This window comes from Pseudoalteromonas sp. Of11M-6 (assembly GCF_022347905.1).
GTDB lineage: Bacteria > Pseudomonadota > Gammaproteobacteria > Enterobacterales > Alteromonadaceae > Pseudoalteromonas.
On the sequence record NZ_JAKRFW010000037.1, the window covers coordinates 1 to 26,523 of the forward strand.

Annotated in this window: 22 protein-coding genes; 15 read left to right on the top strand and 7 right to left on the bottom strand. The window is 42.9% G+C overall.

Annotation, left to right across the window (positions count from 1 at the left end; translation table 11 throughout):
• Positions 1-144: 144 nt before the first annotated feature.
• A complete protein-coding gene (locus tag MHN32_RS16580) occupies positions 145-714 on the bottom strand; it encodes an alkylphosphonate utilization protein (RefSeq protein ID WP_239422345.1) in 570 nt (189 codons plus the stop codon).
• Between the two features lie 107 nt (positions 715-821).
• Positions 822-1,559, bottom strand: coding sequence for a transporter substrate-binding domain-containing protein (locus tag MHN32_RS16585; RefSeq protein WP_239422346.1), 738 nt, complete (start codon positions 1,557-1,559; stop codon positions 822-824).
• Positions 1,560-1,768: 209 nt separating this feature from the next.
• On the opposite strand from MHN32_RS16585, the gene MHN32_RS16590 reads away from it, so the two are divergent.
• Complete coding sequence (locus MHN32_RS16590) at positions 1,769-3,046, top strand: HDOD domain-containing protein (protein WP_029215901.1); 1,278 nt, start codon at positions 1,769-1,771, stop codon at positions 3,044-3,046.
• Positions 3,047-3,160: 114 nt separating this feature from the next.
• Here MHN32_RS16590 and MHN32_RS16595 read toward each other — a convergent pair whose 3' ends face one another.
• The 3 genes from MHN32_RS16595 to MHN32_RS16605 all read right to left on the bottom strand — a co-directional run bounded on the left by MHN32_RS16595 (position 3,161) and on the right by MHN32_RS16605 (position 7,385).
• On the bottom strand, positions 3,161-4,645 hold the full coding sequence (locus MHN32_RS16595; RefSeq protein ID WP_010607152.1) for an exopolyphosphatase: 1,485 nt from the start codon (positions 4,643-4,645) through the stop codon (positions 3,161-3,163).
• A 17-nt stretch (positions 4,646-4,662) separates the two neighbouring features.
• Positions 4,663-6,759: a polyphosphate kinase 1 gene (gene ppk1, locus MHN32_RS16600; RefSeq protein WP_239422347.1), complete on the bottom strand. Its 2,097-nt coding sequence runs from the start codon at positions 6,757-6,759 to the stop codon at positions 4,663-4,665.
• Positions 6,760-6,878: 119 nt separating this feature from the next.
• The gene (locus tag MHN32_RS16605) at positions 6,879-7,385 is read right to left on the bottom strand and encodes an ACT domain-containing protein (protein WP_010607154.1); all 507 of its coding nucleotides are present in this window, start codon (positions 7,383-7,385) and stop codon (positions 6,879-6,881) included.
• Between the two features lie 305 nt (positions 7,386-7,690).
• Between MHN32_RS16605 and MHN32_RS16610 the strand changes: the two genes are divergently transcribed.
• The 10 genes from MHN32_RS16610 (at position 7,691) to MHN32_RS16655 (ending at position 18,428) form a co-directional block, all read left to right on the top strand.
• Positions 7,691-9,925: an ABC transporter permease subunit gene (locus tag MHN32_RS16610; protein WP_102057570.1), complete on the top strand. Its 2,235-nt coding sequence runs from the start codon at positions 7,691-7,693 to the stop codon at positions 9,923-9,925.
• Positions 9,926-9,940: 15 nt separating this feature from the next.
• Positions 9,941-11,590 (top strand): phosphate ABC transporter permease PstA, encoded by a 1,650-nt coding sequence (gene pstA / locus MHN32_RS16615; RefSeq protein ID WP_239422348.1) that lies wholly within the window; start codon positions 9,941-9,943, stop codon positions 11,588-11,590.
• Between the two features lie 27 nt (positions 11,591-11,617).
• A complete protein-coding gene (gene pstB, locus MHN32_RS16620; protein WP_010607157.1) occupies positions 11,618-12,445 on the top strand; it encodes a phosphate ABC transporter ATP-binding protein PstB in 828 nt (275 codons plus the stop codon).
• A 23-nt stretch (positions 12,446-12,468) separates the two neighbouring features.
• Entirely contained in the window at positions 12,469-13,170 is a 702-nt protein-coding gene (gene phoU / locus MHN32_RS16625) for a phosphate signaling complex protein PhoU (protein WP_010607158.1), read from the top strand.
• A gap of 142 nt (positions 13,171-13,312) precedes the next feature.
• Entirely contained in the window at positions 13,313-13,990 is a 678-nt protein-coding gene (locus MHN32_RS16630; protein ID WP_010607159.1) for a TIGR00153 family protein, read from the top strand.
• 36 nt (positions 13,991-14,026) lie between these two features.
• Positions 14,027-15,295, top strand: coding sequence for an inorganic phosphate transporter (locus MHN32_RS16635; RefSeq protein WP_010607160.1), 1,269 nt, complete (start codon positions 14,027-14,029; stop codon positions 15,293-15,295).
• 108 nt (positions 15,296-15,403) lie between these two features.
• A complete protein-coding gene (locus MHN32_RS16640) occupies positions 15,404-16,312 on the top strand; it encodes a hydrogen peroxide-inducible genes activator (protein ID WP_010607161.1) in 909 nt (302 codons plus the stop codon).
• Positions 16,313-16,436: 124 nt separating this feature from the next.
• Complete coding sequence (locus MHN32_RS16645; RefSeq protein WP_239422349.1) at positions 16,437-16,976, top strand: RNA polymerase sigma factor; 540 nt, start codon at positions 16,437-16,439, stop codon at positions 16,974-16,976.
• A complete protein-coding gene (locus MHN32_RS16650) occupies positions 16,969-17,541 on the top strand; it encodes a hypothetical protein (RefSeq protein ID WP_045962626.1) in 573 nt (190 codons plus the stop codon). Before MHN32_RS16645 ends, MHN32_RS16650 begins: the two co-directional genes overlap by 8 nt.
• Complete coding sequence (locus MHN32_RS16655; protein WP_239422350.1) at positions 17,538-18,428, top strand: hypothetical protein; 891 nt, start codon at positions 17,538-17,540, stop codon at positions 18,426-18,428. Before MHN32_RS16650 ends, MHN32_RS16655 begins: the two co-directional genes overlap by 4 nt.
• A gap of 107 nt (positions 18,429-18,535) precedes the next feature.
• Here MHN32_RS16655 and MHN32_RS16660 read toward each other — a convergent pair whose 3' ends face one another.
• Together MHN32_RS16660 and MHN32_RS16665 are read right to left on the bottom strand one after the other, a co-directional pair.
• Entirely contained in the window at positions 18,536-18,733 is a 198-nt protein-coding gene (locus MHN32_RS16660) for a hypothetical protein (protein ID WP_010607165.1), read from the bottom strand.
• A gap of 158 nt (positions 18,734-18,891) precedes the next feature.
• Complete coding sequence (locus MHN32_RS16665) at positions 18,892-21,399, bottom strand: EAL domain-containing protein (protein ID WP_010607166.1); 2,508 nt, start codon at positions 21,397-21,399, stop codon at positions 18,892-18,894.
• A 320-nt stretch (positions 21,400-21,719) separates the two neighbouring features.
• Between MHN32_RS16665 and queA the strand changes: the two genes are divergently transcribed.
• The 4 genes from queA to secD all read left to right on the top strand — a co-directional run bounded on the left by queA (position 21,720) and on the right by secD (position 26,517).
• A complete protein-coding gene (gene queA, locus MHN32_RS16670; RefSeq protein WP_102057567.1) occupies positions 21,720-22,757 on the top strand; it encodes a tRNA preQ1(34) S-adenosylmethionine ribosyltransferase-isomerase QueA in 1,038 nt (345 codons plus the stop codon).
• A gap of 377 nt (positions 22,758-23,134) precedes the next feature.
• Complete coding sequence (tgt, locus tag MHN32_RS16675) at positions 23,135-24,274, top strand: tRNA guanosine(34) transglycosylase Tgt (protein ID WP_010374167.1); 1,140 nt, start codon at positions 23,135-23,137, stop codon at positions 24,272-24,274.
• 20 nt (positions 24,275-24,294) lie between these two features.
• Complete coding sequence (gene yajC, locus MHN32_RS16680) at positions 24,295-24,633, top strand: preprotein translocase subunit YajC (protein ID WP_010374166.1); 339 nt, start codon at positions 24,295-24,297, stop codon at positions 24,631-24,633.
• Positions 24,634-24,657: 24 nt separating this feature from the next.
• Positions 24,658-26,517, top strand: a complete 1,860-nt coding sequence (secD, locus tag MHN32_RS16685; protein WP_010607168.1) for a protein translocase subunit SecD — start codon at positions 24,658-24,660, stop codon at positions 26,515-26,517.
• Positions 26,518-26,523: the final 6 nt, after the last annotated feature.

A 26,523-nucleotide genomic window follows, 5' to 3' on the forward strand; every position in this document is an offset into this window, starting at 1 on the left:
CTCAACTTTTGCCTAGATTACTAGGCGGCAAGTCGAGCGTCGCGACCAAAACACACTCAGGAGAACAAAAATCAAACAGCAAAGATCAACAGGCCCTAGTCGATAAAGTATTGAAGAGACTTAGCAGTTTATCTTAGGGCCTAGTTATTTCTTAACAAACTTCGTTAAAATAACGATGTTTTGACCTTCTACACGACCTTCAATATGCTCTGGGTTTGAAGGCGAGAGGCGAATGTTACGTACCGCAGTGCCGCGTTTTGCAACTAGGCTACTACCTTTAACATCCAAGTCTTTAATCAAAGTCACTGTGTCACCAGCGTTCAGTTTCACCCCGTTACTGTCTAGGTGAACAAGGTCGTCATCCTCTGCAAGTGCTTGATCTGCCCATGCTCGAGTCTCATCTTCTAGATACAGCATGTCTAATGCATCTTGAGCCCAACCATTATCTGGCGCGAGGCGTTTAAGCATACGGTAGGCAACAACCTGAACGGCAGGAACTTGGCTCCACATACTATCGTTTAAACAGTGCCAATGGTTGGCTTCTAAATCCTGTTGATCTTCAACCTGTGGTTTGCACTGGCTACAAAGATAAACACATTTGTCAGAATGCGCCTCGGCGACTGGTGGTACTTCGTATACTTCGAGACCATCCGTTGAGGTACATAGCTCACATTGATTGTTACTGCGCTCAGCAAGCGCGGCAGCGATAGTCATAATGATTTCCCAAGCTGTAAAAGCGCCATTATACCAAATGCGTCAATTGATGCTCAATTTATGGGAAGAATTTATGCGTATAACTTGATCTATATCCAGAGCAGTGGTTATCTGCCACCTTTTGCGTGTATAGGCAGTTGTGAAATATACTGCTGTTCTATTTTTTCAATTTCACCAGAGTGTTTAAGTTGTGTGATAGCTTGATTTATCCGCTTAAGTAATCCTTGATGCTTAGCTAACAGGCGTAGCTGCAACATCCCTTCTGAATGTAGCTGGTTGAAGCTAAAAGTAATACCAAGTTGTTCTGACCAATATAATGCGGGTAAATCACCAATGATAATATACTCAATCCGCCGTAAGTTTAAGGCCTGAAGTAGTTCCTTTTCGGATGCGAAATCAACTCGCTCGAATAATTGGTCATCATGGTAGTAGTAGCCTCTCACTGTGCCAACTTCGATACCCGCTAGGGTTAGTACTGGAGGTTGAGACTGACGGGTAACAACGTACTCTTTAATAGGTAGAATGGGGTCTGAATAGATAAATCTATCATCTTGCTTTTGCTGTTCGTTCAACCAATCTGGGCTGATAATATCAAAATCAATTTGCTGCTTTTCTAAATAAAAGTTAGTACGTTTAGCTGGGAGAAGTAAGTTATCGCCTTTGATATTTGCCTTTACCAAAATGGCTTCCACCATTTCGGGTAGGATCCCGGGCGCATCTTCACTGTGAGTAAAATAAGGGTAAAAGCTTCCCGAGCCACTTAAACTGTATTTTAAGTAGGGGACTTGTTCTGCCTTAGTCAAACCGGCAAAGGCGAATAACCAGACGATCAAAACTTGCTTCATGCACTCATCTTAGCTTAACTTTTCTTAGACAGGCAAGCCGCTGGCGTTCTGTGAATTAAAAGCCTACTCTTTATAAGGACTTAGTTTAATAAGTTGGTAACTTTTGGTTATAAGTGTTGTAAAATAGCGAAACTTTTTTATTGCTCGGGGCGTTACCATATTATACGCTCCATGATACGTGGTTTCCTTTTACCTAATAAAGGATACGAATGTTAATGAGTGGTCCGGTGACTGAAGTACGTAAATCAGCAGTGCAGTATATTGCACGACAGGCCATTTTGCGGCCAGATCAAGAAGTCTTTGCCTATGAGTTGCTTTACAGAGACTCAGATAACAATGCTTTCCCTGTAGGGGTGAGCGATGGGCAAGCGACTGGGCGAATGTTTTTTAACTCCTTAATGTTTATCGGCGTAGACCGTTTGGCCGCGGGACAGCTTGCCTTTATAAACCTATCCGACGAATCCTTGCTGCAGGAATTACCTAGCTTATTAGCGCCACAGAAAATTGTGGTGGAAATCGTTGAGCGCTCTAAAAATATTCCTTCACTGGTGAATACGGTGACTAAGTTAACAGAGAAAGGCTACCGCTTTGCGCTAGATGACTACGATGGCACGTCAAAGTGGGATCCGTTGTTACCACTCATGGAATTCGTCAAAATAGAGGTTGAGCAGCCAATTATAAAAACCAATATGACGGTAAAAAAGCTCAAGCGTCAGTATCCAGATATTAAGGTGATTGTTGAGCGTATCGAATCAAAAGAAGAGTTCGAGATCATCAAATCATCTGGAGCAGACTTTTTCCAAGGTTTCTTTTTCGCCAAGCCTGAAATGCTCAACCATGGCAACGTGGAACCGTCGAAAATGGTGGTGTTTCAGCTGCTACAAGCAACAGCAAGAAAGTCTTTATGCTTCAAAGAAATACAAACTAGAGTAAGTAAAGATCTGAGTTTAACCGCACGACTGCTAAAACTGGCGAACGCGAAAGCCGGTGAAGACAGGTTAGAAATTAAGTCTATCTCTCAGGCCGTAGTGTATTTAGGTGAAGACGCAATTAGGCAGTTTGTTAAAGTACTCGCGTTGAGCGAATTGGGTTCAGATAAACCCAGTGAGCTGACAAGAATGGGGTTAACTCGTGCCAAGTTTGTGGAAACATTTTTGATGCCAGGGGGCGAAGAAATGGCTGAAACCGGCTATTTGCTTGGTCTTATGTCCATCCTTGACGTGATACTTGATGTTGATCTTGCTGTGATAGCAGCAGAATTTTCACTCGATGATTCGCTTTCCAGCGCGTTACTGAGTTATCAAGGGTTGCTTGGTGGAGCGCTACGTTTAGCATTCGAAATTGAGCGCAATGACTGGCGAGAAGCTGAGCTTATTTTACAAGCCATTCGACCTGCTACACCGACCAATTATCTCTATGATATGGCGCTTTCTAGTCGAGCTTATGCAGATGAAATCCTCTCTATTGTGGCAGGTGATGAACAGTAGCTCTCACCTGTCAATGTGAGAAGGTAAGTAACTTGAGCTGTGGATAATTAGCGCCTTTCTAGCAACCTGTTTCAGTTCTAACGACGTCGAATTCCCTTCCAATAGCCAGCATACTTATCCAAAGCTCAGGTTAAATTGAATACCTATTGTTTTTAAGTAGTTTTGTTCTTGCTCTAAATCTGCTTGAAACAGTGAATGTGATTCGAGCCACTCAGTTGCTATGTGAAGTATCAAGGCGTTATCAACAGCCGTGATGCTGAGCTCTGGAAGTTGGTCTTGTTGGCGTTTTTGGTTCACTAAAACGCTGAGACGAAACACAGCCAAAATACGGTTGAAGTGGATTAGCTCTTCTTCGATTAACTCTGTTAACTCTGGCATTTTTATCTTTTTTCGATAAAAGCGTACAAGTGCACTTAGCCTTAATTGCTGGGCTTGAGTAAAGCCTGGAAGTTGACTGTGCCTGACAATATAAGCACCGTGTTTATGCATGCCAGAAGAGTTAATGGCAAGCCCAACTTCGTGGAGTTTTGCTGCCCAACATAACATTTCGACATCATAAGAGGATAGTTGCCATTGCTCTTTTAGTTGAGTGGTAAAAAGTTTGATGGTTTCACAAATATTTTCGGCGTGTTGTTTATCAATATTATAGTGATCGCTGAACGTGTTAATTGTGCGAGTTCGAATATCAAACTCGTCGGTTTGATGCATTTCAAACAATAAACCTTCTCGCAATGCATATTCACTAAGGCGCATGCGCTCGAGTCCTAACTGTCTAAACAGTGCTATCAATACAGCAAGGCCGCCAGCAATACTGGTTTTTCGCTCCTCTGGTAGTGCTTTTAAGGAGACGTTGTCTATGTGTCCTGCATCAATAAATAACTGCTTAATTTGCTCCAAAATAGGCAGGGTAATTTCATCGGCTTGAATGAGTTCGTGAACCATGGCCGCAATCGCTTTAATGGTACCAGAAGTACCGATAACGGTATTCCAGCCGAGTCTTAAGTAGCTCGCGGTAATACTTTCAATTTGTTGTTCTGCTTTTATTTCTGCCTTTTTGAATCGTTTTGCAGATAATTTACCGTCAGCAAAGTAGGCTTTTTGCATGGTTACGCAGCCCACATTGCGACTACTTAACAGTTTGTGTGTAAGGTGCTGACCAATGACCAACTCTGTGCTGCCTCCACCGATGTCGATAACCAAACGGTTATGACTATCATGTTCATGGTTGGCGACCCCTTGGTAAATAAGACGAGCTTCTTCTTGGCCTGAAATCACATTGATTGGATATGGAAAAACTTGTTTTGCCTTCGCGAGAAAATAATTAAGGTTTTTGCAGTTTCGCAGCGTATAGGTTGCTACTACTTGCACGGACTCTCTCGGAAAATCATGTAGTGTCGTCGCAAATTGCGAGAGGGTATCTAATGCTCGGGCGATCGCGTCGTCACTTAAATTAAAATCATCATCAAGGCCCGCGGCCAAGTACACACGCTGCTTTTCTTTATGGAGGAGTTGAAGGCGACCATCTACTTCTCTTGCTACAACAAGGTGAAAACTATTCGAACCTAAGTCCACTGCGGCAATAGAAGGGTAGTCGCGCATATATTCTTCCTCAACGGTTATTCTTTCGCTTCATTTAATTGGTGTAACTCCCATTTTTTTAAATGGTCATAAATCGCGATCTGAGAGCGAATTTTTTTACGGTTACCTCGGCGAACGTACAGATTCTTCTGTTCGGCGTCAATAATTCTGGCTTTGGTGCGATCTTTAAACTGCAGTTCAATAATATCGATAATTAGTTTCTTCAAATGCTCGGCATAAATAGGCGTGCCTACTTCAACTCGGTGGTCGAGGTTACGGGTCATCCAGTCTGCTGACGAAATATACACCTTGGGGTCGCCGTTATTATCGAAAATCATCACTCGCGGGTGTTCTAAGAAACGATCGACGATACTAATGATCTTTATATTATCGCTAAACTGTGCAAGGCCTGGTACAAGGGCACACATACCTCGCACAATGAGGCGGATCTTGACGCCTTTACGTGATGCTTCGTAAAGTTTATCAACGAGCTGCTTGTCAACTAAATTATTGATTTTAATTGTTACTTTTCCTGTTCTCCCTTGCTCTGCATGAGTTATCTCTTCATCGATCAACTCTACAATTCTACTGCGTGCATTGATGGGGGAAATCATCAGGTGTTCGAATTTAAACGGTAGATAACTACTCTCAATAAAGCGAAACACGCTATCGCATTCTTCCGTAATATCGGAGTGTTTGGTAAACAGACTGAAATCAGTATAAATCCGAGCCGTTTTTTCGTGGAAGTTACCCGTTCCTATGTGTGCATATTTGACGATTTTGCCTTTTTCTCTGCGGTGAACCACACAAAGCTTACTATGGACCTTAAGCGCTGGTATGCCAATCATGACCTTAATACCGTATTCACTCATGAGTTTTGCCCACTCAATATTATTTTGCTCATCGAAGCGGGCTTTCAATTCAACCATCACGGTGACTTTTTTGCCATTTTTTGCTGCATTGATCAATGAAGCGATCAATCGAGATTGCTTTGCCACACGATAAATGTTGACCTTGATTTGCGTCACTCTGGGGTCAAACGCCGCTTGGCGGATATATTCCAGCATGTGATTGAAGGTATGGTAGGGGTAGTACAGTAAGATATCTTGAACTGAAATTGCGCGAAAGACACTGCTATATTTTGAAAAGGCTGCACTTTTAAGCGGCGGCAGGGGCTTGTTTTCTAGATAGCCGCGACCAACATTTGGAAAAGAAATAAAATCCCGAAAATTGCGATATCTACCGCCTGGGATCATGGCATCTTGACCTGTCACTCCTAAGCGCTTTTTCATCAGCTTGATCATTTCTTCCGGCATAGATTCTTCATATACCAAGCGCACTGGTTCGGCATATAAGCGCTGTTTGAGACCTTTAGACATGGTATCTAACACGCCTTCTTCAAGCTCATCATCTAAGTTGTATTCGGCGTCACGAGTGAGTTTCATCGAATAGGCGTCAATGCGTTCAAATTTGAAGAAGCTCTTAAACACATCGGCTATAAAAAATCGAATAACGTCATCGAGCAACACAATCGTTTTATGCCGACGAGTTTTTTCTGGCGGCAGTTGGACAAAACGATTCAGGCGATCAGTAGGGACTTCCAAAAAAGCGTGATGCTGCTTTTCACCATTTAGCTCCACAAAAAGGTGGGTCATGGTGTCATTGATATTGTCTGAATAGTCCTTACTTTCGTTAATCATCATTGGCAATAGGTGAGGTAGTACTTGGTCTTTAAAATAGTTGGCTAGCCAATTCTTATGGAAATCCGATAGCGCATCCGGTTGCTTAATATGAATGTGATGCTCATTTAAGTCGATGAGGATCTGGTCATAAATAGCATTAAACTTTTTACCTAGTTCCAACACTTTCTTCTGAATGTCGGCGAGCAGTGCTTCGTCTTCGTCGAAATTCGTTTCAGGAAGGTTATTTAATAAGATACGGCGTTTTACATCTGCAACTCGTACTTGGAAAAACTCGTCTAAGTTGTTGGAAAATATACCAAGAAACCGGATCCGTTCAATGATCGGGTTGGTTGGGTCCTTGGCTTCTTGTAAAACACGTTCGTTAAAAGAGAGCCAGCTTAATTCTTTGGCAAAGTACGTGATAGTTTTATGCTCTGGAGATACGGCCTGCATGGTTCTTTCCATAGGTACAGCTTATTTTTACAGCTTAAGCAGGGTGTGTGACATAATTATGACAAACACAACGCGCCTGTCGTGTTTGTCATGTAACTATCATGAGTATAGTGAAGGTTTTAGCTTTCTTCTATGTCCACGATCAAATCACTGGTGATTGACTCGAGTGCTTCAATTACGTTTTCCTTGACCGTGCCTGCAGGTAAAGTCACGGTTGCGAAAGCGCTGAAAATAGGCAGTCCCCAGTTTGGAGCACTACGTTGTTTTGAGGTTAGGTGCGTGATGTTTGCGCCTTTGTGACGAATAACCGTAGCAAGCTCTTGCACAATTCCCGGTCTATCGTTGCCTGTAATGATTAAATTTAATGTGTCTGGCTCATCCTGCACTTGCAAGCTTTCGCCTGATTCAACGCTAACGTCTAAACCAGGCAATTTATGCAATGCATCTTGTATTTCTTGCAAATGTTCTTCTGCAACTTCAACCTGTACGATGCCCGCGAATTGTCCGGCAAGATGGCTTAAGTTACTGGTTAACCAGTTGCCATGGTTAGAAAGAATAGTGGAAGAGATTTCCTCAACGAGACCCGGTCGGTCCTTACCTATAAGTGTTAATATTAACTGCTTCATATCATGTCTCTTTTTTTGTGGCGCCCGTGGGCGAAAAAACGAATTCGGCGCATGATTTAGACTAGTCTAAAAACTTACTTTGTCCAGTGTCTAAAAACACTTAATGTAAAGAAATGCAACGGAATTTTTGTATTTACTCTAGGCTAACAATCAGAGCACTTTTTGAGCCGATTAGTTCCATTATTTTTATAATGAATTTGAAGGCCAAGACCGATTGAAGAAAGTGCAATTGTGTCTCGGGTGTAACACAACTGTCATCTTGATGAAATATAATGCCCCCAATTTTTAAACCAAAGGGTATATTGATGACTTCAAATCCGCAAAAGCCATCCTTTAAAACGGATAGAAGCCGTCTCTTTAAAGACAGGTTTGCACAATTTGGCATTACTTCTGGTGGAGTAATGGTATTAGTCGCACTTTTACTTATCTTCTTCTACTTACTATATGTTGTTCAACCAATCTTTGAATCGGCAAAGGTTGAGAAGCGTATGGATATTCAGCTTACACAAGACAAAACATATTTAGGTGTAGGGGTAGAAGAACAAACGGAAATTGCGTACTTACTCGGCAGCAGAGGTTCGGTAGATTATTACCAGATCAAAGGTGAAAGCGCCGGTAAATTACTAGATACATTGGATGTTGAACTTGACGGTAATATTACAGCATTTGCAGAAAGTGCGCCTTTCTTAGGGCAATATGCATTTGGTCTGGATAACGGTCAGGTACAACTGGTGAAGCCGATGTTCACGGTAAGCTTTCCGGGAAATCAACGTGTCTTAACCCCTCGCTTAAGTTATCCACTTAATGCGAAGCAACTGATTGTTGATGAACAAGGGCAAGCAATTCGTAAATTCGCCTTTAGTCACTTCGAAGACAAAACCGCTGTTGTTGCACAGACTGCGGATAAACGTGTGATTTTTGCCTCCTTTGTTGCAGAAGAAAACATGTTTACTGGAGAGGTTGAATGGGCGGTTGAGCGTACCGAGCTAGATATTGATGGTCGCGTTGATGAGTTACTTATTTCTCCAGACACATCGCGCACATTTGTTCGCTCAGCAAATCAAGTTTACGTCTTTGATTCTCGCTATGCTTCTGAAGTTGAGTTATTCCAGTTGCTTGCTGCAAATGAAGAAAATGCCAACTTGGTTGATATGAACCTACTAGCGGGCGCCAACTCATTAATGCTTGCTAACGACAACGGTGAGGTTTCACAGTGGTTTGAAGTCAATACCGATGATGGACGCCAGTTTGCTAAAATCCGCTCTTTTGAGACGCCAAAGAGCAAACAGGTCAAACTATTTAGTGAATATTATCGTCGTACTTTCTTCACGACTAATGAAAATGGTCAATTAGGTCTATATTACACCACCAGTGAAGCGCACTTATGGCAAGGTAAAATCACAGATAAAGCTGTACAAAAGTTTGCGGTAGCACCACGTGCTAATGCGGCTTTGTTACTCGCCGATGATACGTTAACGGTGGTAGAACTACACAATGAACACCCGGAAGTAACTTGGTCTGCTTTGTGGCAAGAAGTGTGGTACGAAGGGTATCCTGAGCCTGCTTACACTTGGCAATCAACCTCTGCGAGTGATGACTTTGAGTCGAAATTCTCATTAGTGCCTATTTCATTTGGTACCATTAAAGCGGCGCTTTATGCCATGTTGTTTGCTGTTCCTATTGCATTAGCGTCAGCAATCTACACCGCCTATTTCATGTCGAGTGAATTACGCCGTGTGGTGAAACCAACAGTCGAGATAATGGAAGCACTACCAACGGTTATCTTGGGCTTCTTGGCGGGCCTTTGGCTTGCTCCTTTAATTGAAACGCATCTACCTGCCGTGGTTGCTTTATTGGTGCTATTGCCAATCGCGATGATAGCAACGGCATTTGGTTGGACTAAGCTACCTGCAAAAGTGAGACACGTTGTGCCTGAAGGTTGGCATTCAATCTTGCTGATCCCTGTTGTGCTTATCGTAGGCTGGATTTCATTTGCCATGAGCGCTGGTATTGAGTCTTGGTTGTTTGGCGGTAATGTGCGTCAGTATCTAACCAATGAGTTAGGTCTAACATTTGACCAGCGTAACTCGCTAGTCGTGGGTATCGCGATGGGTTTTGCGGTTATTCCTACAATCTTTTCTATTGCAGAAGACGCGGTATTTAGCGTACCTAAGCACCTTTCTAATGGCTCATTAGCACTCGGTGCCACGCAGTGGCAGACTTTGGTTCGTGTTGTATTACTAACAGCAAGTCCAGGTATCTTCTCTGCGGTAATGATGGGTCTTGGCCGCGCCGTAGGGGAAACGATGATTGTATTGATGGCAACCGGTAACACGCCAATTATGGACTGGAGTATCTTCCAAGGTATGCGTACGCTTGCTGCAAACATTGCGGTGGAAATGCCGGAGTCTGAAGTTGGCAGCTCTCACTATCGCATCCTGTTCCTAGCTGCCTTTGTATTGTTTATTTTTACTTTCGTATTTAACACCGTTGCTGAGTTTGTTCGCCAGCAGCTGCGTGAAAAGTACAGCTCAATGTAATTGGAGTGACATGACATGGTAAAACAGTGGTTTAAGTCAGGTTCTCCGTGGATCTGGATGACAGGTGGCGCGGTCAGTATTAGTTTGATTTCAGTAATTGGACTACTTGCGATGATAGCGTGGAAAGGACTGAGCTTCTTTTGGCCATCAGAAGTTGTAGAAATGCATCTCGACGGTTCAGTTGCTAAGCAGACTGTTATTGGTGAAATATACGATCGCGAGATGGTACCAAAGTCTCGCCTTGAAGCGGCTGGATTCGACCTTTCAGGCTACAACAGCGAGCAAATCGAGCGTTTACTCATAAAAACGGGTAACCGTGAATACGTAGAACTTGATTTCCGTTGGGTGTTATCAACAGACATCAAAAGCCAGTCTACGCCAGCGGAATTAGCGGTATTTGAGCGTAGTAAAAATGGTAATTTCTATGGTTATGTTGCTCGCGTTTTAGAAGACGGTAAAGTAATAACTGACCAGCCGATAGAAAGGTTACATGAGCTTGTTGAGCGTGCCGTTGACCTTAATGACGAGGCGCTTGATCTACAAAATAGCGAAATCGGGCACATTAACTATGAGCTTGAACGTCTACGTTTAAAAGAAAAGTCGTATCAACTCGATAATGACCTGACAGAGGAAAAGTTAGCAGAGTTAAATGCACGCCGTGCTGAGCTACGTGAAGATTACAAAGTCTTCGAAAAACGTTTATTTGAGCTAAGGAAGCAAGCAAAGCGTGACCAAGTTGTAGTGCGTGATATGCGTGGTGAAGAAGTGACTTTGCCGCTGTACCAAGTGTTGGACGTTTGGTTTCCAAATGACATGGGCTTTTTTGCCAAAGTGGGTCACTACTTAGTGCAAATCAGCAAGTTTGTGAGCGATGATCCGCGTGAAGCAAATACCGAAGGTGGGGTATTCCCTGCAATCTTTGGTACGGTATTTATGGTTATGCTGATGGCGGTGATCGTGACCCCATTCGGTGTTATTGCCGCAATTTATCTTCATGAATATGCAGCAAAGAACGCTGTGACTAAGATGATCCGCATCGCGGTGATCAACCTTGCAGGTGTTCCATCCATTGTATATGGGGTGTTTGGCTTAGGATTCTTCGTTTATATGCTAGGTGGGTCAATTGACGAACTTTTCTACCCTGAGGCTGCGCCAAGTCCTGTATTTGGTACACCGGGTGTGATTTGGTCTGCACTTACACTTGCTATCCTTACTTTGCCAGTGGTTATTGTATCCACGGAAGAAGGTCTGTCTCGGATCCCAAGCTCAGTGCGTCATGGTTCACTTGCGCTTGGTGCGACTCAAGCTGAAACCCTATGGCGGATCATTGTACCAATGGCAAGTCCGGCAATTATGACTGGTCTTATTCTTGCTGTTGCGCGTGCAGCGGGTGAGGTAGCTCCTCTGATGTTGGTTGGTGTAGTAAAGATGGCACCTACACTACCACTAGACGGAAACTTCCCCTATATTCACTTGGATCGTAAGTTTATGCACTTAGGGTTCCATATTTATGATGTTGGCTTCCAAAGCCCGAATGTTGAAGCTGCTAGACCTTTGGTTTATGCAACCGCGTTCCTACTGGTTACGGTGATTATTGCACTGAATATCACAGCGATTGGTATTCGTAACCACTTACGCGAAAAATTCAGATCGTTAGAGCATTAATAGTAAAGATTTTTAATAGGTAAAAACATGATTACAGTAGCGCCAGAAGTCAATCAAGCAAACGGCAATAACAAGCTTGATTTAGCAAACTTAAGTCCAGAACTCACCGCACTAGAGATCAAAAACCTAGATCTTTACTATGGTGATAAACAAGCCCTTAGCAACGTTAATATGTTGATCCCAAAAGGGCAGGTAACCGCGTTTATCGGTCCATCAGGTTGTGGTAAGTCAACGTTACTGCGTTGTATTAACCGTATGAACGACCTTGTTGATAGCTGTCGTATTGAAGGAGAAATCAACCTTCAAGGACAGAACATTTATGACAAGAGCGTAGATGTTGCGGCACTGCGCCGTAACGTAGGTATGGTATTCCAAAGACCAAACCCTTTTCCTAAGTCTATTTATGAGAATGTGGTTTATGGTCTGCGTCTGCAAGGTATCAAAGATAAGCGCAAGTTAGACGAAGTGGTTGAAAAGTCACTCCGTGGCGCCGCACTTTGGGATGAAGTAAAAGACCGACTTCACGACAGCGCATTTGGTTTATCTGGTGGTCAGCAGCAGCGTTTGGTGATAGCTCGCTCTATCGCGATTGAACCAGAAGTATTGTTACTTGATGAACCAACATCAGCACTCGATCCGATTTCAACATTGGTTATCGAAGAACTCATTAACGACCTAAAAAACAAGTATACTGTAGTTATCGTTACACATAACATGCAACAAGCTGCGCGTGTATCTGATCAAACTGCGTTTATGTACATGGGTGAGTTAATTGAGTATGCAGATACCAATACCTTATTCACCACGCCGTCTAAGAAGAAAACAGAAGACTATATTACAGGTCGTTACGGTTAAGGCGAGCTTGCGAGGAGAATATAATGGAACACAATATTAATAAGCACATTTCTGGCCGCTTTAATGAAGAGCTAGAAAACGTGAGAAACCACGTACTCAGTATGGGTGGATTGGTAGAGCAGCAATTAAACACTGCGCTTGATGCGGTTAATCACAATGATGCTGAAAAAGCGAAAAAAGTCAGTCAGAACGACTACAAAGTCAATGCGATGGAAGTGAATATTGACGAAGAATGTACACGTATCATCGCGAAAAGGCAGCCTGCAGCCAGTGACTTGCGTTTGGTTGTTGCCATCGCAAAAACGATTGCAGATCTTGAACGTATCGGAGACGAAGCGGAGCGTATTGCTAAAGTTGCATTGGATTCGTTTACCAAAGATCAGCAAGATCTATTGGTGAATATTGACAATATGGGTCGCCAAGTGTCACAAATGCTGCATGATGTGCTCGATGCGTTTGCCCGGATGGACGCGCAAAAGGCATTTGAAGTGCATAAAGCTGATGCCAAAGTGGACCGTGAATACGAAGCAGTAACACGCCAAATTATGACCTACATGATGGAAGACCCACGCTCGATTCCAAAAATTATGGATTTAATTTGGTCTGTGCGCTCATTAGAGCGTATCGGCGATCGTTGTCAAAATATTGCGGAATATGTGATTTATTTCGTAAATGGCAAAGATATTCGTCATACATCTCAAGAAGATATCGCAAAAACCTTGTGATGCTTATCAATTAGTTGCGCGCTTTCGGCGCGCAATTTCATAGTAAGTTCATCTAAACTTGCAATAAAACCGTTCACAACAGCGCTCAATGCTGTAAAATTACACTTTGCACATGCATACAAATATGATTTAAGGGTCAGTTATGCCTAGTAACGCGTTTTTAGGAGTATTTGCTAAATCTCCTATTAAGCCAATTGAAGAGCATATAAAAATAGTCCATCAAGCCAGTGCGGCTTTGATCCCATTTTTTAACCATGTCTTCAAAGGGGAGTGGACAGAAGCGGATGCAATTCGCATTGAAATCCGCAACCTAGAGCGTGAAGCAGATGAACTAAAACGTGAAGTACGTTTACATTTGCCTCGTGGTTTATTCATGCCAGTAGAACGGACTGACTTACTGGAACTTATCACCCACCAAGATAAGATAGCCAATAAAGCGAAAGATATCGCAGGTCGCGTTATCGGTCGTGAAATGGTCATCCCTGAATCCATTCAAAAAGACTTTCTTGCTTACGTCACTCGTTGTGTGGACGCAACTAAACAAGCATCAGAAGCGATTAATGAGTTTGATGAACTGCTTGAGACAGGCTTTAGAGGCCGTGAAGTCACTTTAGTTGAAAAAATGCTAGTTGAGCTCGATGCCATCGAGCAAGATACCGACGATATGCAAATTAAAATTCGTCGAGAGTTACGCGCTGTTGAAAGCGAGCTTAACCCAATTGATGCGATGTTTTTATACAAGATCATCGAATGGGTCGGTGGGCTTGCAGATATCGCAGAGCGCGTTGGTTCACGTCTTGAGCTGATGTTAGCTCGTTAATAAAAATCGATCTTTTAAAATAAAGTAAGGTTTCTTATGGATATCATTGCATCCTACGGCACAGTATTGGTTTTAATTGCCGCAGCAGTTGGTTTCTTTATGGCTTATGGTATTGGCGCAAACGATGTTGCGAATGCTATGGGTACTTCGGTAGGTTCAAAAGCACTTACCATCAAACAAGCAATTATCATTGCTATGATCTTTGAATTCGCTGGTGCTTATCTTGCAGGTGGTGAGGTAACATCAACGATCCGAAAAGGGATTATAGATTCAACCCCTTTCATTGATATTCCTGAACTGATGATATTAGGAATGATCTCCGCGCTTTTTGCTGCAGGCGCATGGTTATTAATGGCTTCAATGCTAGGTTGGCCGGTATCTACGACGCACTCAATCATAGGTGCAATCATTGGTTTTGCGCTAGTAGCTGTGGGCAGCGAAGCAATCCAATGGGGCAAAGTTGCTGGCATTGTTGGGAGCTGGATTGTCACCCCTGCCATCTCTGGTTTTATTGCTTATCTCATCTTTATGAGCGCCCAAAAGCTCATATTTGATACCAATAAGCCACTAGAAAATGCCAAACGCTTTGTGCCTATTTACATGGGTCTAGCGGGCTTTGTTATGTCTTTGGTTACGATCAAAAAAGGTCTTAAGCATATTGGTATCAAGCTTGGCACATTCGAAGGTTTTGCGCTTGCTATCGGTATCGCTATTATCATTGCTATTATCGGTAAGATTGCGATTTCTAAGCTGAAAATGGATCCTAATGCAGACAAGCAAATGCAGTTCAACAATGTTGAAAAAGTATTCGCTATCCTTATGGTACTAACAGCATGTTGTATGGCATTCGCGCATGGTTCGAATGACGTTGCTAACGCAATTGGTCCATTAGCTGCAGTGGTAAACATTGTTGAAAACGACGGTGAAATTGCTAAGAAAGCGGCACTCGCTTGGTGGATCTTACCGCTAGGTGGTTTAGGTATTGTTGCGGGTCTTGCGATTCTTGGTAAGAAAGTTATCAAGACCATCGGTGAAGGCATCACGCATCTTACTCCTAGCCGTGGCTTCGCAGCAGAGCTTGCAGCTGCTTCAACAGTCGTAATCGCATCAGGCACAGGCCTACCAATCTCTACAACTCAAACCTTAGTTGGTGCGGTATTGGGTGTGGGTATGGCACGTGGTATTGCGGCATTAAACATGGGTGTTATTCGTAACATCGTAGTTTCTTGGGTAATTACATTGCCAGTTGGTGCTGCCCTTGCTATTGTTATATTCTATATTTTGAGATTAGTGTTCGGCGTATAAAAATAAACCGCACTTTTCAAAAAGACAGACTTTTAGCTTGAAAAGATCTCAACACCTTTGGTGTTGGGGTCTTTTTATTTGTGCTGTTGAAAATTAAGAGTAAAGCTTGTGACGAATTTACCTAGTATCAAACAACTACAATACCTGCTTGCGGTGCATCAGCACCAACATTTTGGTCGTGCAGCGGAAGCATGCTTTATCGGCCAATCGACGCTAAGTAGCGCGATACAAAACCTTGAAGAGACATTGGGATGTCAGCTAATTGAACGCGAAAATCGCAGCCTAATGTTTACCGATATTGGTGAGGAAGTGGTTGAACGAGCGCGGAAAATTATCGACGACACCATGAGCGTTAAAGAGCTGACTAAAAGCTATAAAAATCCATTATCTGGCAAGTTGACGTTAGGGATCATTCCCACCATTGCGAGTTTTATTGCTGCGCCACTTTATCAGGCGTGTAAAAAGGAGTTTGCAGCACTTAATTTGGTACTGGTTGAAGATACCAGTGATAACTTACTGGACAAATTAGAGCATGGCCATATTGATATGGCCATGTTAGCGCTGCCATATAGAACCGATAAGTTTCATACTCAAGTGCTTGCAAAAGATCACTTTAGCTTGGTTCGCCATACCGAGTACAGCGTACCAGAGCCGATTGAGGACTTTAACCTGTTACCTGAGCAAAGTGTATTTTTACTTGAAAAAGAGCACTGTATGACGGGACATGCTCTTAGCGCTTGCCACTTAAACCGTAGCGCGTGCATTAATCCATTTGAGGCGGCAAACCTACATACTTTATTAAGTATGGTGGAATATAAAAATGGCGTAACGTTTTTACCTCAAATGGCGATCAATGCAGGGATTTTGGAAGGGAAACCTTTAGTGGCTATGCCACCACAAGATCATGCATATCGTGAGATTGGCTTAATTTGGCGTCGTACTACGGGGCGGATCAGAGATTTTAGACTGTTTAGCGACTTTGTTGGTGGCTACATCAGCGGCCAATGTCAGCCATAGTAATAGTAATGATAAGAAGCACCCCCTCGGTGCTTTTTTTTTTCAAAAAACTTTCCCGTCTGAACAACTTTTTTTGCAGCCGCTACGATTAATAGTTAGTGAGAAGATTGGATGAGTGAACTGCGTGTTTTTTAATAGCGAAAAACAATTAATAAAAAGAGCACTGCAAGGTAATCAAAGAGCATGGTCAAAGCTTTGCGCCCAGCATCATAGCCGTGTGTATAACCAATGCTTGAGGCTGGTTGGTAACCCGCAAGACGCGCTAGATATAGCTCAAGATGTATTTTTAAGTATGTATCGAAATCTGCATACCTTTAATGGTGATGCTAAGTTCTCGACTTGGGTATTTAAAATCACCCATGCAAGGATAGTGGATCACATGCGAAAATATAAGTTTGAATCGATTGAAGGTAAAGAACCTGAGGCGCCGCAACACGGACCTGACAGCAAAATAGCGCAACAACAAAGTAATGAAGAGATATATATCGCGCTGAAACAACTACCATTTGAGCAGCGCATTGTCGTGGAGCTAAAGTTTTTCCAGCATTACACCTTTGATGAAATTGCGCTGCAGCTTGAGTTATCAAGTAATACGGTGAAGGCTAGGCTATACAGTGCGTTAGGTAAGATGAAAGGGCAACTAGAGGTGCAAAATCATGGCTAAATTAGCACACTTATTTGAGCAGTGGTTAGATGGCAAAGTGCTGTCTGAGGCAGAGTTGGCCGAACTTCAGGCAGATAGTGAATATCGAGAAATGATGAGTGCTGCTATTACTTGGCAACAGCGAGCTGCTAGCTTCGAAGAGCAAGCGCCACCCCCACAGCTCACTTTGCAGCATCAAACTCGCGCTTGGCCAGTGGCTGCCGTCGCAGCTTGGCTGGTCGTTGGGCTTGGTGTGTCAGGACTTTGGCTACAGAACTTAGGCTTACATCAACAGTTGAGTGCTCAACAAACACAACTGGCACAGCAGCAAAGCGCTATGCAGGCCATGCTTGCAAAACTTGATGAGACTAAGCCAATAGATCAAGCTACGCTTGCCAAGTTAGCAACGCAAGTGGTTGAACAAAATCGTAAAGAGCGTAGTTTGGCAATGAATAATCTCGTTGATCTGATCCAAGCACAAAGAGCGCAAGATCAAGCCCTACTTAGACTGCAATTAAATGAATTGGCAGAGCAAGTAGAGCAAACACCGACACAAAATTTAGCACAGTATCGAGGTAAACCATGAAGTTAATTCCACTTTGTTTTGGCGCTGTCGCAGCCATTGCTACAAGCTTTGCTCAGGCCCAAGTTGTTGATGAAGCGCTAAAGCGTGAGGTTACTATTTTTGAGCGGGTATTAATGAGTGCACTACAGCATGATACACAAGATCAAGTTCGTAGTGCTTCTGGCTATTATTTAAAAGATCAGGGAGTTGTGTTTGAACTGGCATTAAAACGCCGGCACCGTTTAGAGTGGATCTCTCATATCGATAATCTCGATGATGTGGCTGCAATAGGGGAGTTTGAACTGCCGGAATTTGATATGGACATCGCGGAGATTGAGATTTCACAGCCGATAGCTGAAGCTTTTTCTCAAGCTTATTCGGATGCAGCTGAGAAAGTGAGAGCAGGAGCCGAGAAGGTCCGCGAAGCCGTAGAGCAAGAAAGAGAGAATAGAATTCAATTGAGGGAACTTGAACGCCAAAAAGCGGAGCTGGAGTTTGCGAAAAGGCACGAAAGTGATGATCAAGTAAAAGAATTTACGGAGTCATTGAGAGAAGTTGAGAAACGCATAGAAAAGCTTTCACTTAAGGATTCGGAATTAAAAGACCTTAAGGATAAGCTGAAAGCAAGTCTTGAAGCTGCTCGGGTCAAACGCGCGAAAGAGAAAGCAGAAAAGCAGCAGGCGCTTGAAAAAATGCTAGTTACCAGCTTAGCCCGAAGTTTATGTGACTATGGTGCAGGTTTAAGAAGTTTACCTAGAGATGAGCATATAAGCTTTATTTACAATGAACTCAGCAACCCAAACAATAAACAGGTGTTTGTTTATCCAAAATCCTTGGTGCAGCAATGTGTAAAAGGTGAGAAAACGGCTAAGCAGCTTGCCGAGATAGTAACTAGCTATCGCTTTTAGCTAGCCTAATTTTGGGATAAAAAGCGCCTTCTTCGAACTTGGGGGCAAGAAAATGACAACACAAAAAACAGCATGGCTGCATGCTGTTTTGTTTTAAAAAGGAGCTATTAAGCCTGCTCGATGTTTTTTGCAGTAGTTAAATTTGGTAAAAAGAGTAAGTAAACCCAAACCACTAGATTAAAGTAGGGTAGCAAACCGAGCCCTGTGAACAATTTTACCGGATATCCTTTTGTGTTGGCATAGCGGTAACATTGATAAGCAATGAGCAAGTTTGCAAGTAGTAAAAACAGTGATAATGACAGCATAATTTACCCCTTGAAGTCCATAGCAAGATGTAACTCAATCCTTTGAATGTCTATAAAATTAAGGTGTTACCTTAAAATTTGGTGACATTTTAAACTGGTATCTTTAATTATAGTGGACTTTGCAAGAAGTAAAAGTAACCTTTAGTATAAAAATGTTACTACGCTGTTTTTAGAGATAAAATAGTTTTTGCACTGCTCGCTAGTTGTTCAATAGGGAGCGGTCTAGAGATAAAGTAACCCTGTCCATAGTCCACACCTATTTCCTTAAGTTGTTGAAATATTTCTTTGTTTTCGACATATTCGGCAACTGAACACTTATCTAACGAGTGACTAATATCGTTTACAGCTTTGACCAGCGCCAGGTCAATTGGGTCGTTGAGCATGTCTCGAACAAAGGAGCCATCTATTTTAACATGCTGTGCGGGTAGCTGTTTTAGGTAGCTAAAAGTGCTGAAGCCTGTCCCGAAATCATCAATAGCGAAATGGCAGCCAAGATCGTTCAGATTTTTAATCATTGTCTGGGTTGCGTTAAGGTTATTGATACTGGCAGATTCTGTGATTTCAAAAATAACGCGATTAGCTGAAACTTGATGCTCTTTTAAACAGGCCTGAATGTGGGGTTGCAGTCGTTCATCTAAAAATGAATGAGCAGATAAATTAATCGCCACTTGGCTCAAAATCTCATGTTCAGCCAGTGCTTTAATGGCTGTTCTGATCACACATTGATCCATCAAAAATGTATCATTAAGTAGCTCTAATGCAGGAATAAACTGATTTGGGTAAACTGTCTCACCGTTAATCTTTAATCTAAGCAGTGCTTCGTAATAGGCTATTTGTTGTTTTTTGAAATCCCAGATCGGTTGATAGTGGAGTTCTATGCTGTCGTTCTGAAGCGCTTGCCTAACACTATGTCCCCACTCTAAACCGGTTTGCAGTGTCTGATTTTGTTCATCTTCTTTGTTATAACAATGAACCAAGTTGCGGCCGAGATTCTTGGCAATATAAAGGGCTATGTCAGCTTGTTTCAAACACTCACTGGGATCCGCATTTTCATTGGTAATTTGCGTTAACCCGATAGAACAACTGAGAGAGTATGCATTATCTTCAAAGTGAAATTTATGTTCTTCGATAGCCATGCAAATGCTTTCAGCGCACATATGAGCATCAAGTAAATTGGTGTGCTTAAGCAGTACAGCAAATTCGTCTCCACCAATACGGAAAGTGAGATGCTCTTCACCTATTTTGTCACCAAACAACTCAGATACTTCTTTGAGTACAATATCTCCTTGCTGATGGCCTTTACTGTCATTGATGATCTTAAAGTGATCTAAGTCGATGTAAATTAGTGCATGTTCTATCTCTTGTGCAGACTTTACTTCATTGCACAGCTGATTCAGTTGTTGGTCAAAGTAGTAGCGGTTGTGTAAGCCGGTAAGCGTATCATGCAATGCTAAGTGTCTGAGTTGCAGTTCAGCTTGCTTGCGTTCGTGAATATTATCGAGTGTTGCAGTTATTGCGACCGAACTTGAGGTATTCTTGATAAGTTGTAGGCGACACTCGACCCACACTAGATGTCCTGCTTTGTGGCAGAGTTGCAGCTCTAATTGCGCATGTTGCCTGACTCCATTTTGAATTTCTTGAATGACTTTGTTGAAGGTCGGCAATTCATCTTTGGCAATATAATCGCGGAGCTGGGTATTGAGGCTTGACTTAATACCAAAGCCTGAGAGGTATTCCCATGCTGGGTTTATAAAGCGGATTGCGCCTTCCAATTCCAATTCAACGACAACTGTTCTCAGGTGGAGTAAAATCCGTTGGTGTGCAGAAAACAAATCTTTATAGCGACTTTCACTGCGACTGAGTTGCTCGACTTTATTAGCAAACTCGGCATAGCTCACCATAAAATCTTCTCGCCGCGCTGCATGGTCGCATACTTTGCTTAAAAAGGGCATATCGTATGGTGCTCGAACAAAGTCGGTAACACCTAACAATAATAGTTGTTCGGCATGGTCGGCATCGCGTTTGTCAATAATGGTTACAATGGCTTGGCTTGGACGATGTTTGAGAATACTTTCGACTAAGCTTTCTGCGGAACCTGATAAATCAGACGTAGTGTCCATTAAAACAATGGCGTAATGATCTTGTAGAAATAGTGATAAAGCGCTGGCCGCCGAGCTTACATGTGTGCAAACGAAATTGTGCGATAGGTGCTCACATATTTTTTGCGCACGTTGTTGGTTGGGCTCTAACAACAGCAAGTTGAGGCGGCTGCTTTTATCTAAATGCGTTGACAACACATTGGCCAAAATTTGCGGCAACATGTCTTGACGTTCAAATGGTAGCACGGCATCAATACTGTAGCTACGAGCGGTGGTTTCGGCTATTCGTTCACAATAAGTCGGTGGAATAAGTACGATGGGTGTATTTTTGGGCGTTGCCAGCAGACCTGAGCGGATCATGCGCGAGAATCGCCAGCCGTCAATTTTGCCAACATCCAAGCCGGTGATCACTAGATCTACAGCTTGCGTCTTTAGTAAGCTTAGGGCATCTTGAGAGTCGGATTTGGCAATGATAGTAAAGACATCTAATGCACTAAGAGTTTTAGTCAAGGTTTGACGCTCGTGAGCACTGGCGTTAACAATGAGCAACGTTAGTTGTCTAGACACAATAAAAAAACCTCACCAGATACTGCGACACAATCATTGGGCTTGTCTTAAAGTTAGCAAATCGTACTTAACCGCTGCTTGATAATAATCAAACAGTGACACGAACTTTGCTCGGTAATCATAGCCGATAGCGATAAGTTATTGTTTAAACGTAAAGAATAAAGAACGTACTAAACAAAGGTGCACACCGTACAAAGTTTTACATGGTGATTACCGTTTTAGACTCGCTAGGTTAAAGGTATTTACGCAAGGTTACAAGCACTTGATTTCGCCAAAACACCGCACTAGACTTGGCGCACTTTTAGAAATGAGGCCTTTCCATGCGCGTAGCAGACTTTAGTTTTGATCTTCCTGATGAGTTGATTGCCAGACACCCAATGAAGGAACGCTCTAGCAGTCGTCTTCTTACCTTAAATGGCAATAGTGGTGAAATAGAACACAAAGTATTTAGAGATATTTTGGCACTCATTAATCCAGAAGACTTAATCATCTTCAATAACACTAAAGTTATTCCTGCGCGTATGTTTGGTCAAAAAGCCAGTGGTGGAAAACTAGAAGTATTGGTTGAGCGCGTTGTAGATGAGCGGACTGTGCTTGCTCATGTAAGAGCGAGCAAGTCGCCAAAACCTGGTACTAAAATTGAGCTTGAAGGCCAAGCAACCGCAGAAATGGTTCAGCGCCACGGTGAATTATTTGAGTTGAGATTCGAGGGCGAAGAAAATGTATTGGCTATTTTAGATAAAATTGGCCATATGCCTTTACCTCCTTATATCGACAGACCGGATGATGAAGAAGATAAAGAGCGTTATCAGACTGTGTATGGTGAGAAACCAGGCGCAGTCGCTGCACCTACCGCCGGACTGCACTTTGATGATGAATTGATGGCCACGCTAAAAGACAAAGGTGTTGAGATGGCCTTTGTTACTTTACACGTGGGCGCAGGTACGTTCCAGCCGGTGCGAGTCGATTCGGTGGAAGAGCATGTTATGCACTCAGAATATATCGAGGTCTCAGCAGAAGTCGTGGAGGCAATCAAAGCGGCAAAAGCCAGAGGAGGACGCGTCATCGCGGTAGGTACTACGTCGGTGCGCTCACTTGAGTCTGCGGCTAAAGCAAACGGCGGTGAAATTGCTCCACTTTACGGCGATACCGATATTTTTATTTATCCGGGCTACCGTTTTAACGTGGTAGATGCAATGGTGACTAACTTTCACTTACCAGAATCAACGCTAATCATGTTAGTGAGTGCGTTTGCAGGGCAACAGCATATTATGAAGGCTTACCAAACCGCCATTGAACAGAAATACCGCTTCTTTAGTTACGGTGATGCGATGTTCTTGCAAAAGCAAGATAAGTAACTCACGCCATACAACTATTAAAATGCCCAGTGTTGCTGGGCATTTTGCGTTTTTTGGCTGTAAAGTTGTTGGCTTGATATAGACTTTGTGTTTTTTATCCCAATATTATACCAATTAGTCTTAACGCTTGCTCAATTTGAAGGAGTAAATCTGACGCTAACTGCGTTAAAAATTTCTTATTTAGAGCAACTAAATATCAAAATTTTTGCCTTGTTATCGACAAGATTTTCTCGCCTCAAAATAGAACACTTAATTAAGATAATTGGTATTAGAATTGCGCTAGTAATCTTGGTAGAATCGAAAGATCACTGCCCTAAGCATTGGCTTAGCACGTTTTTTAGTCAAGGTTGGACTGTTTTTCCGACAACGAGGTAACAATGAAATTTGAATTAGATAGCAAACAGGGTAAGGCTCGCCGAGGTCGCTTGATTTTTGACCGAGGTGTGGTAGAAACGCCTGCATTTATGCCTGTTGGTACTTACGGCACAGTAAAAGGCATGACCCCTGATGAGCTCAAAGAAACGGGCGCACATATCTGTTTAGGAAATACCTTCCATTTGATGCTAAGACCTGGCACTGAGATCATCAAGCAGCACGGCGATCTGCATGATTTTATGAACTGGGATAAACCGATTCTGACCGATTCAGGCGGCTTCCAAGTATTTAGTCTTGGTGCAATGCGTAAAATTTCGGAAGAAGGTGTGTTGTTCAAGTCACCAGTTAATGGTGAGAAAATCATGTTGTCTCCAGAAAAAGCGATGGAAGTACAGCGCGACTTAGGGTCAGATATCGTCATGATTTTTGACGAATGTACGCCGTATCCAGCGACAGAAAAAGAAGCAAAAGACTCGATGGAGCTAAGCTTACGTTGGGCTAAGCGCTCCAAAGATGCACATGCTGATAATCCTTCAGCGCTATTCGGCATTATTCAGGGCGGTATGTACCCAGAGCTTCGTGCCGAGTCGCAAAAGGGCTTAGAAGAAATCGGTTTTGATGGTTATGCACTTGGTGGTTTATCAGTTGGTGAGCCAAAAGAAGACATGATCAATATTCTTGACCAATGTGCCTATAAAATGCCAGAAAACAAGCCACGTTACTTAATGGGCGTTGGTAAACCAGAAGATTTGGTTGAAGCGGTACGTCGCGGTATCGACATGTTTGACTGTGTAATGCCAACGCGTAACGCTCGTAATGGTCACTTATTTGTGACAGGTGGCGTGGTAAAAATCCGCAATGCAGCACACAAAACAGATACTAGCCCACTAGATGCGGAGTGTGATTGCCACACTTGTAAGAATTACTCTCGAGCGTACTTACATCACCTAGATAAGTGTAATGAAATTCTAGGCGCTCGACTCAATACCATCCATAACTTACGTTATTATCAACGTCTGATGGAAGGAATGAGAAACGCCTTATCTGAAGGTACATTTGATGAATTTGTCGAAGACTTTTATGCGCGCCGTGGCATTGCGGTGCCAGAGTTGGCTGACGTTGGTTTGACAGAAAATAATTAATTTATAAACGAGGAAGTGAAATGAGCTTTTTTATCTCAAACGCGCATGCTAGCACCGCAGCAGCTGCACCTGCTGGTGGTGGCATGGAAATGCTAATCATGTTAGGTATTTTTGGTCTGGTATTTTATTTTTTAATTTACCGTCCACAAGCTAAGCGTGTTAAAGAACACAAAGACCTAATGGGTGCATTAGGCAAAGGTGACGAAGTACTAACTCAAGGTGGACTTGTGGGTAAAATCACTAAAGTTGCTGATGATAAAGACTTTGTTGTAATCGCACTAAACGACCAAACTGAAGTAACAGTGCAAAAGTCAGCGGTTTCAGCTGTGTTACCTAAAGGTACAATGAAATCTCTATAAGAATAACAATAAAGGGATAGCCCAGTGTTAAACAAGTTTCCAATGTGGAAGTACTTACTTGTTCTCGCTGTGTTGGCTATCGGTATTCTTTATGCCACACCTAACTTGTATGGTCGTGATCCGGCCATACAAGTTTCTGGCACAAAAGGTGCTGATGCGACGCTCAGTGTATTAGATCAAGTTAACGAAACCCTACAAAAGAACAACCTTGCCGTAAAATCTTCTGTGTTAGAAGACGGTCAAATCCTTGTTCGCTTCAAAAATGTTGAAGATCAGCTTAAAGCACAAGATATTTTGCGTAATAGCTTAAGCGATGATTACATTTCTGCAATCAATATGTCTCCGGCACAGCCTGAGTGGTTAAAAGACTTAGGTGCAAATCCAATGAAGCTTGGTCTAGATTTAAGCGGTGGTGTTCACTTCACTATGGAAGTGGATATGGTCACGGCGATGGACAATGCACTTGAGCAAATGGAGCAAGATTTCAAGAGTGATTTACGTGAAGAAAAATTGCGTTATCGCTCGGTGCGTCGGGTTTCTAATAGTGAACGTGTACAAGTAACGATGCGTTCGGAAGAGGACAAAGACGCGGCAATGAGCTTCTTGAGAAAACGTTACCCGGGTAACGACTTTATCAATGATAGCAGCGATAGCCTTGCTTTCTTCTCAAGCCTTAGCGACCTTAAATATAAAGAGCTGCGTGAATACGCTATCAAGCAAAACGAAACCATTATTCGTAATCGTATTAACCAACTAGGTGTTGCTGAACCAAATGTTCAACGTCAAGGTGGTGAGCGCATAATTGTTCAACTTCCAGGTGTTCAGGACACGGCTCGCGCGAAAGAAATTCTCGGTGCCACGGCGACGCTTGAGTTCCGTGAAGTAGACGAAAATGCCGACGTGCGTGCAGCAGCACAAGGTCGTATTCCTCCTGGCACGGAAGTGATCCCGCATAAAGATGGTTATCCTGTCGTGCTTAAAAAGCGCGTTATTCTTGAAGGTACGCATATCACAGGTGCGCAATCTGGTATGGATGAATATCAGCGCCCTCAGGTGAATATCAAACTTGATAGCAAAGGTGGGGCAAAAATGAATGCCTTTACTAAACGCGCCATCGGCAAGCGTATGGCGACGGTTTTCATCGAATACAAACCATCTGGCAAGAAAGATGAAAATGGCAAAGCGTTACCACCAATCAAAGTGGAAGAAGTGATTAACGTTGCCACGATTCAAGCGCGTTTAAACAGCTCTTTCCGTATTACCGGTATTGATAGCCCAGCAGAAGCGCATAACTTAAGCTTGCTACTACGTGCAGGTGCACTGGTTGCGCCAATTCAAATCGTTGAAGAACGTACTGTAGGTCCAAGCCTTGGTCAGGAAAATATCGAAGCGGGTATGACTGCGGTTGTGCTTGGTTTTGCTTTTGTTCTTGCCTTTATGTTGCTGTACTACAAAGGCTTTGGTCTGGTAGCAAACTTGGCGCTTGCGGCTAACCTCATCATGATTGTGGGTGTGATGTCGATGATCCCAGGCGCGACGCTGACGCTGCCAGGTATTGCCGGTATCGTATTAACCGTTGGTATGGCCGTTGATGCTAACGTACTTATCTTTGAGCGTATTCGGGAAGAAATAGCGGAAGGCCGCAGTCCACAGCAAGCCGTTCACCATGGTTACGATAGTGCATTTAGTACGATTTTTGATGCAAATATCACCACTTTAATTGCAGCTGTGATCCTATTCTCTGTCGGTACAGGCCCAATTGCAGGCTTCGCGGTAACCCTAGCTATCGGTATCATTACCTCGATGTTTACAGCGATTGTTGGTACGCGTGCAGTTATTAATGCCATCATCGGTGGCAGACGTATCACAAAGCTATCAATCTAGGAGACG

Bases quoted from the DNA above. Each gene is read 5' to 3' on its own strand.
- MHN32_RS16585 (WP_239422346.1), bottom strand. From the start codon at position 1,559: ATGAAGCAAGTTTTGATCGTCTGGTTATTCGCCTTTGCCGGTTTGACT.
- MHN32_RS16580 (WP_239422345.1), bottom strand. From the start codon at position 714: ATGACTATCGCTGCCGCGCTTGCTGAGCGCAGTAACAATCAATGTGAG.
- yajC (WP_010374166.1), top strand. From the start codon at position 24,295: ATGAGCTTTTTTATCTCAAACGCGCATGCTAGCACCGCAGCAGCTGCA.
- MHN32_RS16635 (WP_010607160.1), top strand. From the start codon at position 14,027: ATGGATATCATTGCATCCTACGGCACAGTATTGGTTTTAATTGCCGCA.
- tgt (WP_010374167.1), top strand. From the start codon at position 23,135: ATGAAATTTGAATTAGATAGCAAACAGGGTAAGGCTCGCCGAGGTCGC.
- pstB (WP_010607157.1), top strand. From the start codon at position 11,618: ATGATTACAGTAGCGCCAGAAGTCAATCAAGCAAACGGCAATAACAAG.
- MHN32_RS16650 (WP_045962626.1), top strand. From the start codon at position 16,969: ATGGCTAAATTAGCACACTTATTTGAGCAGTGGTTAGATGGCAAAGTG.
- MHN32_RS16655 (WP_239422350.1), top strand. From the start codon at position 17,538: ATGAAGTTAATTCCACTTTGTTTTGGCGCTGTCGCAGCCATTGCTACA.
- phoU (WP_010607158.1), top strand. From the start codon at position 12,469: ATGGAACACAATATTAATAAGCACATTTCTGGCCGCTTTAATGAAGAG.
- MHN32_RS16660 (WP_010607165.1), bottom strand. From the start codon at position 18,733: ATGCTGTCATTATCACTGTTTTTACTACTTGCAAACTTGCTCATTGCT.
- MHN32_RS16605 (WP_010607154.1), bottom strand. From the start codon at position 7,385: ATGAAGCAGTTAATATTAACACTTATAGGTAAGGACCGACCGGGTCTC.
- MHN32_RS16610 (WP_102057570.1), top strand. From the start codon at position 7,691: ATGACTTCAAATCCGCAAAAGCCATCCTTTAAAACGGATAGAAGCCGT.
- MHN32_RS16590 (WP_029215901.1), top strand. From the start codon at position 1,769: ATGTTAATGAGTGGTCCGGTGACTGAAGTACGTAAATCAGCAGTGCAG.
- ppk1 (WP_239422347.1), bottom strand. From the start codon at position 6,759: ATGCAGGCCGTATCTCCAGAGCATAAAACTATCACGTACTTTGCCAAA.
- MHN32_RS16595 (WP_010607152.1), bottom strand. From the start codon at position 4,645: ATGCGCGACTACCCTTCTATTGCCGCAGTGGACTTAGGTTCGAATAGT.
- MHN32_RS16630 (WP_010607159.1), top strand. From the start codon at position 13,313: ATGCCTAGTAACGCGTTTTTAGGAGTATTTGCTAAATCTCCTATTAAG.
- pstA (WP_239422348.1), top strand. From the start codon at position 9,941: ATGGTAAAACAGTGGTTTAAGTCAGGTTCTCCGTGGATCTGGATGACA.
- queA (WP_102057567.1), top strand. From the start codon at position 21,720: ATGCGCGTAGCAGACTTTAGTTTTGATCTTCCTGATGAGTTGATTGCC.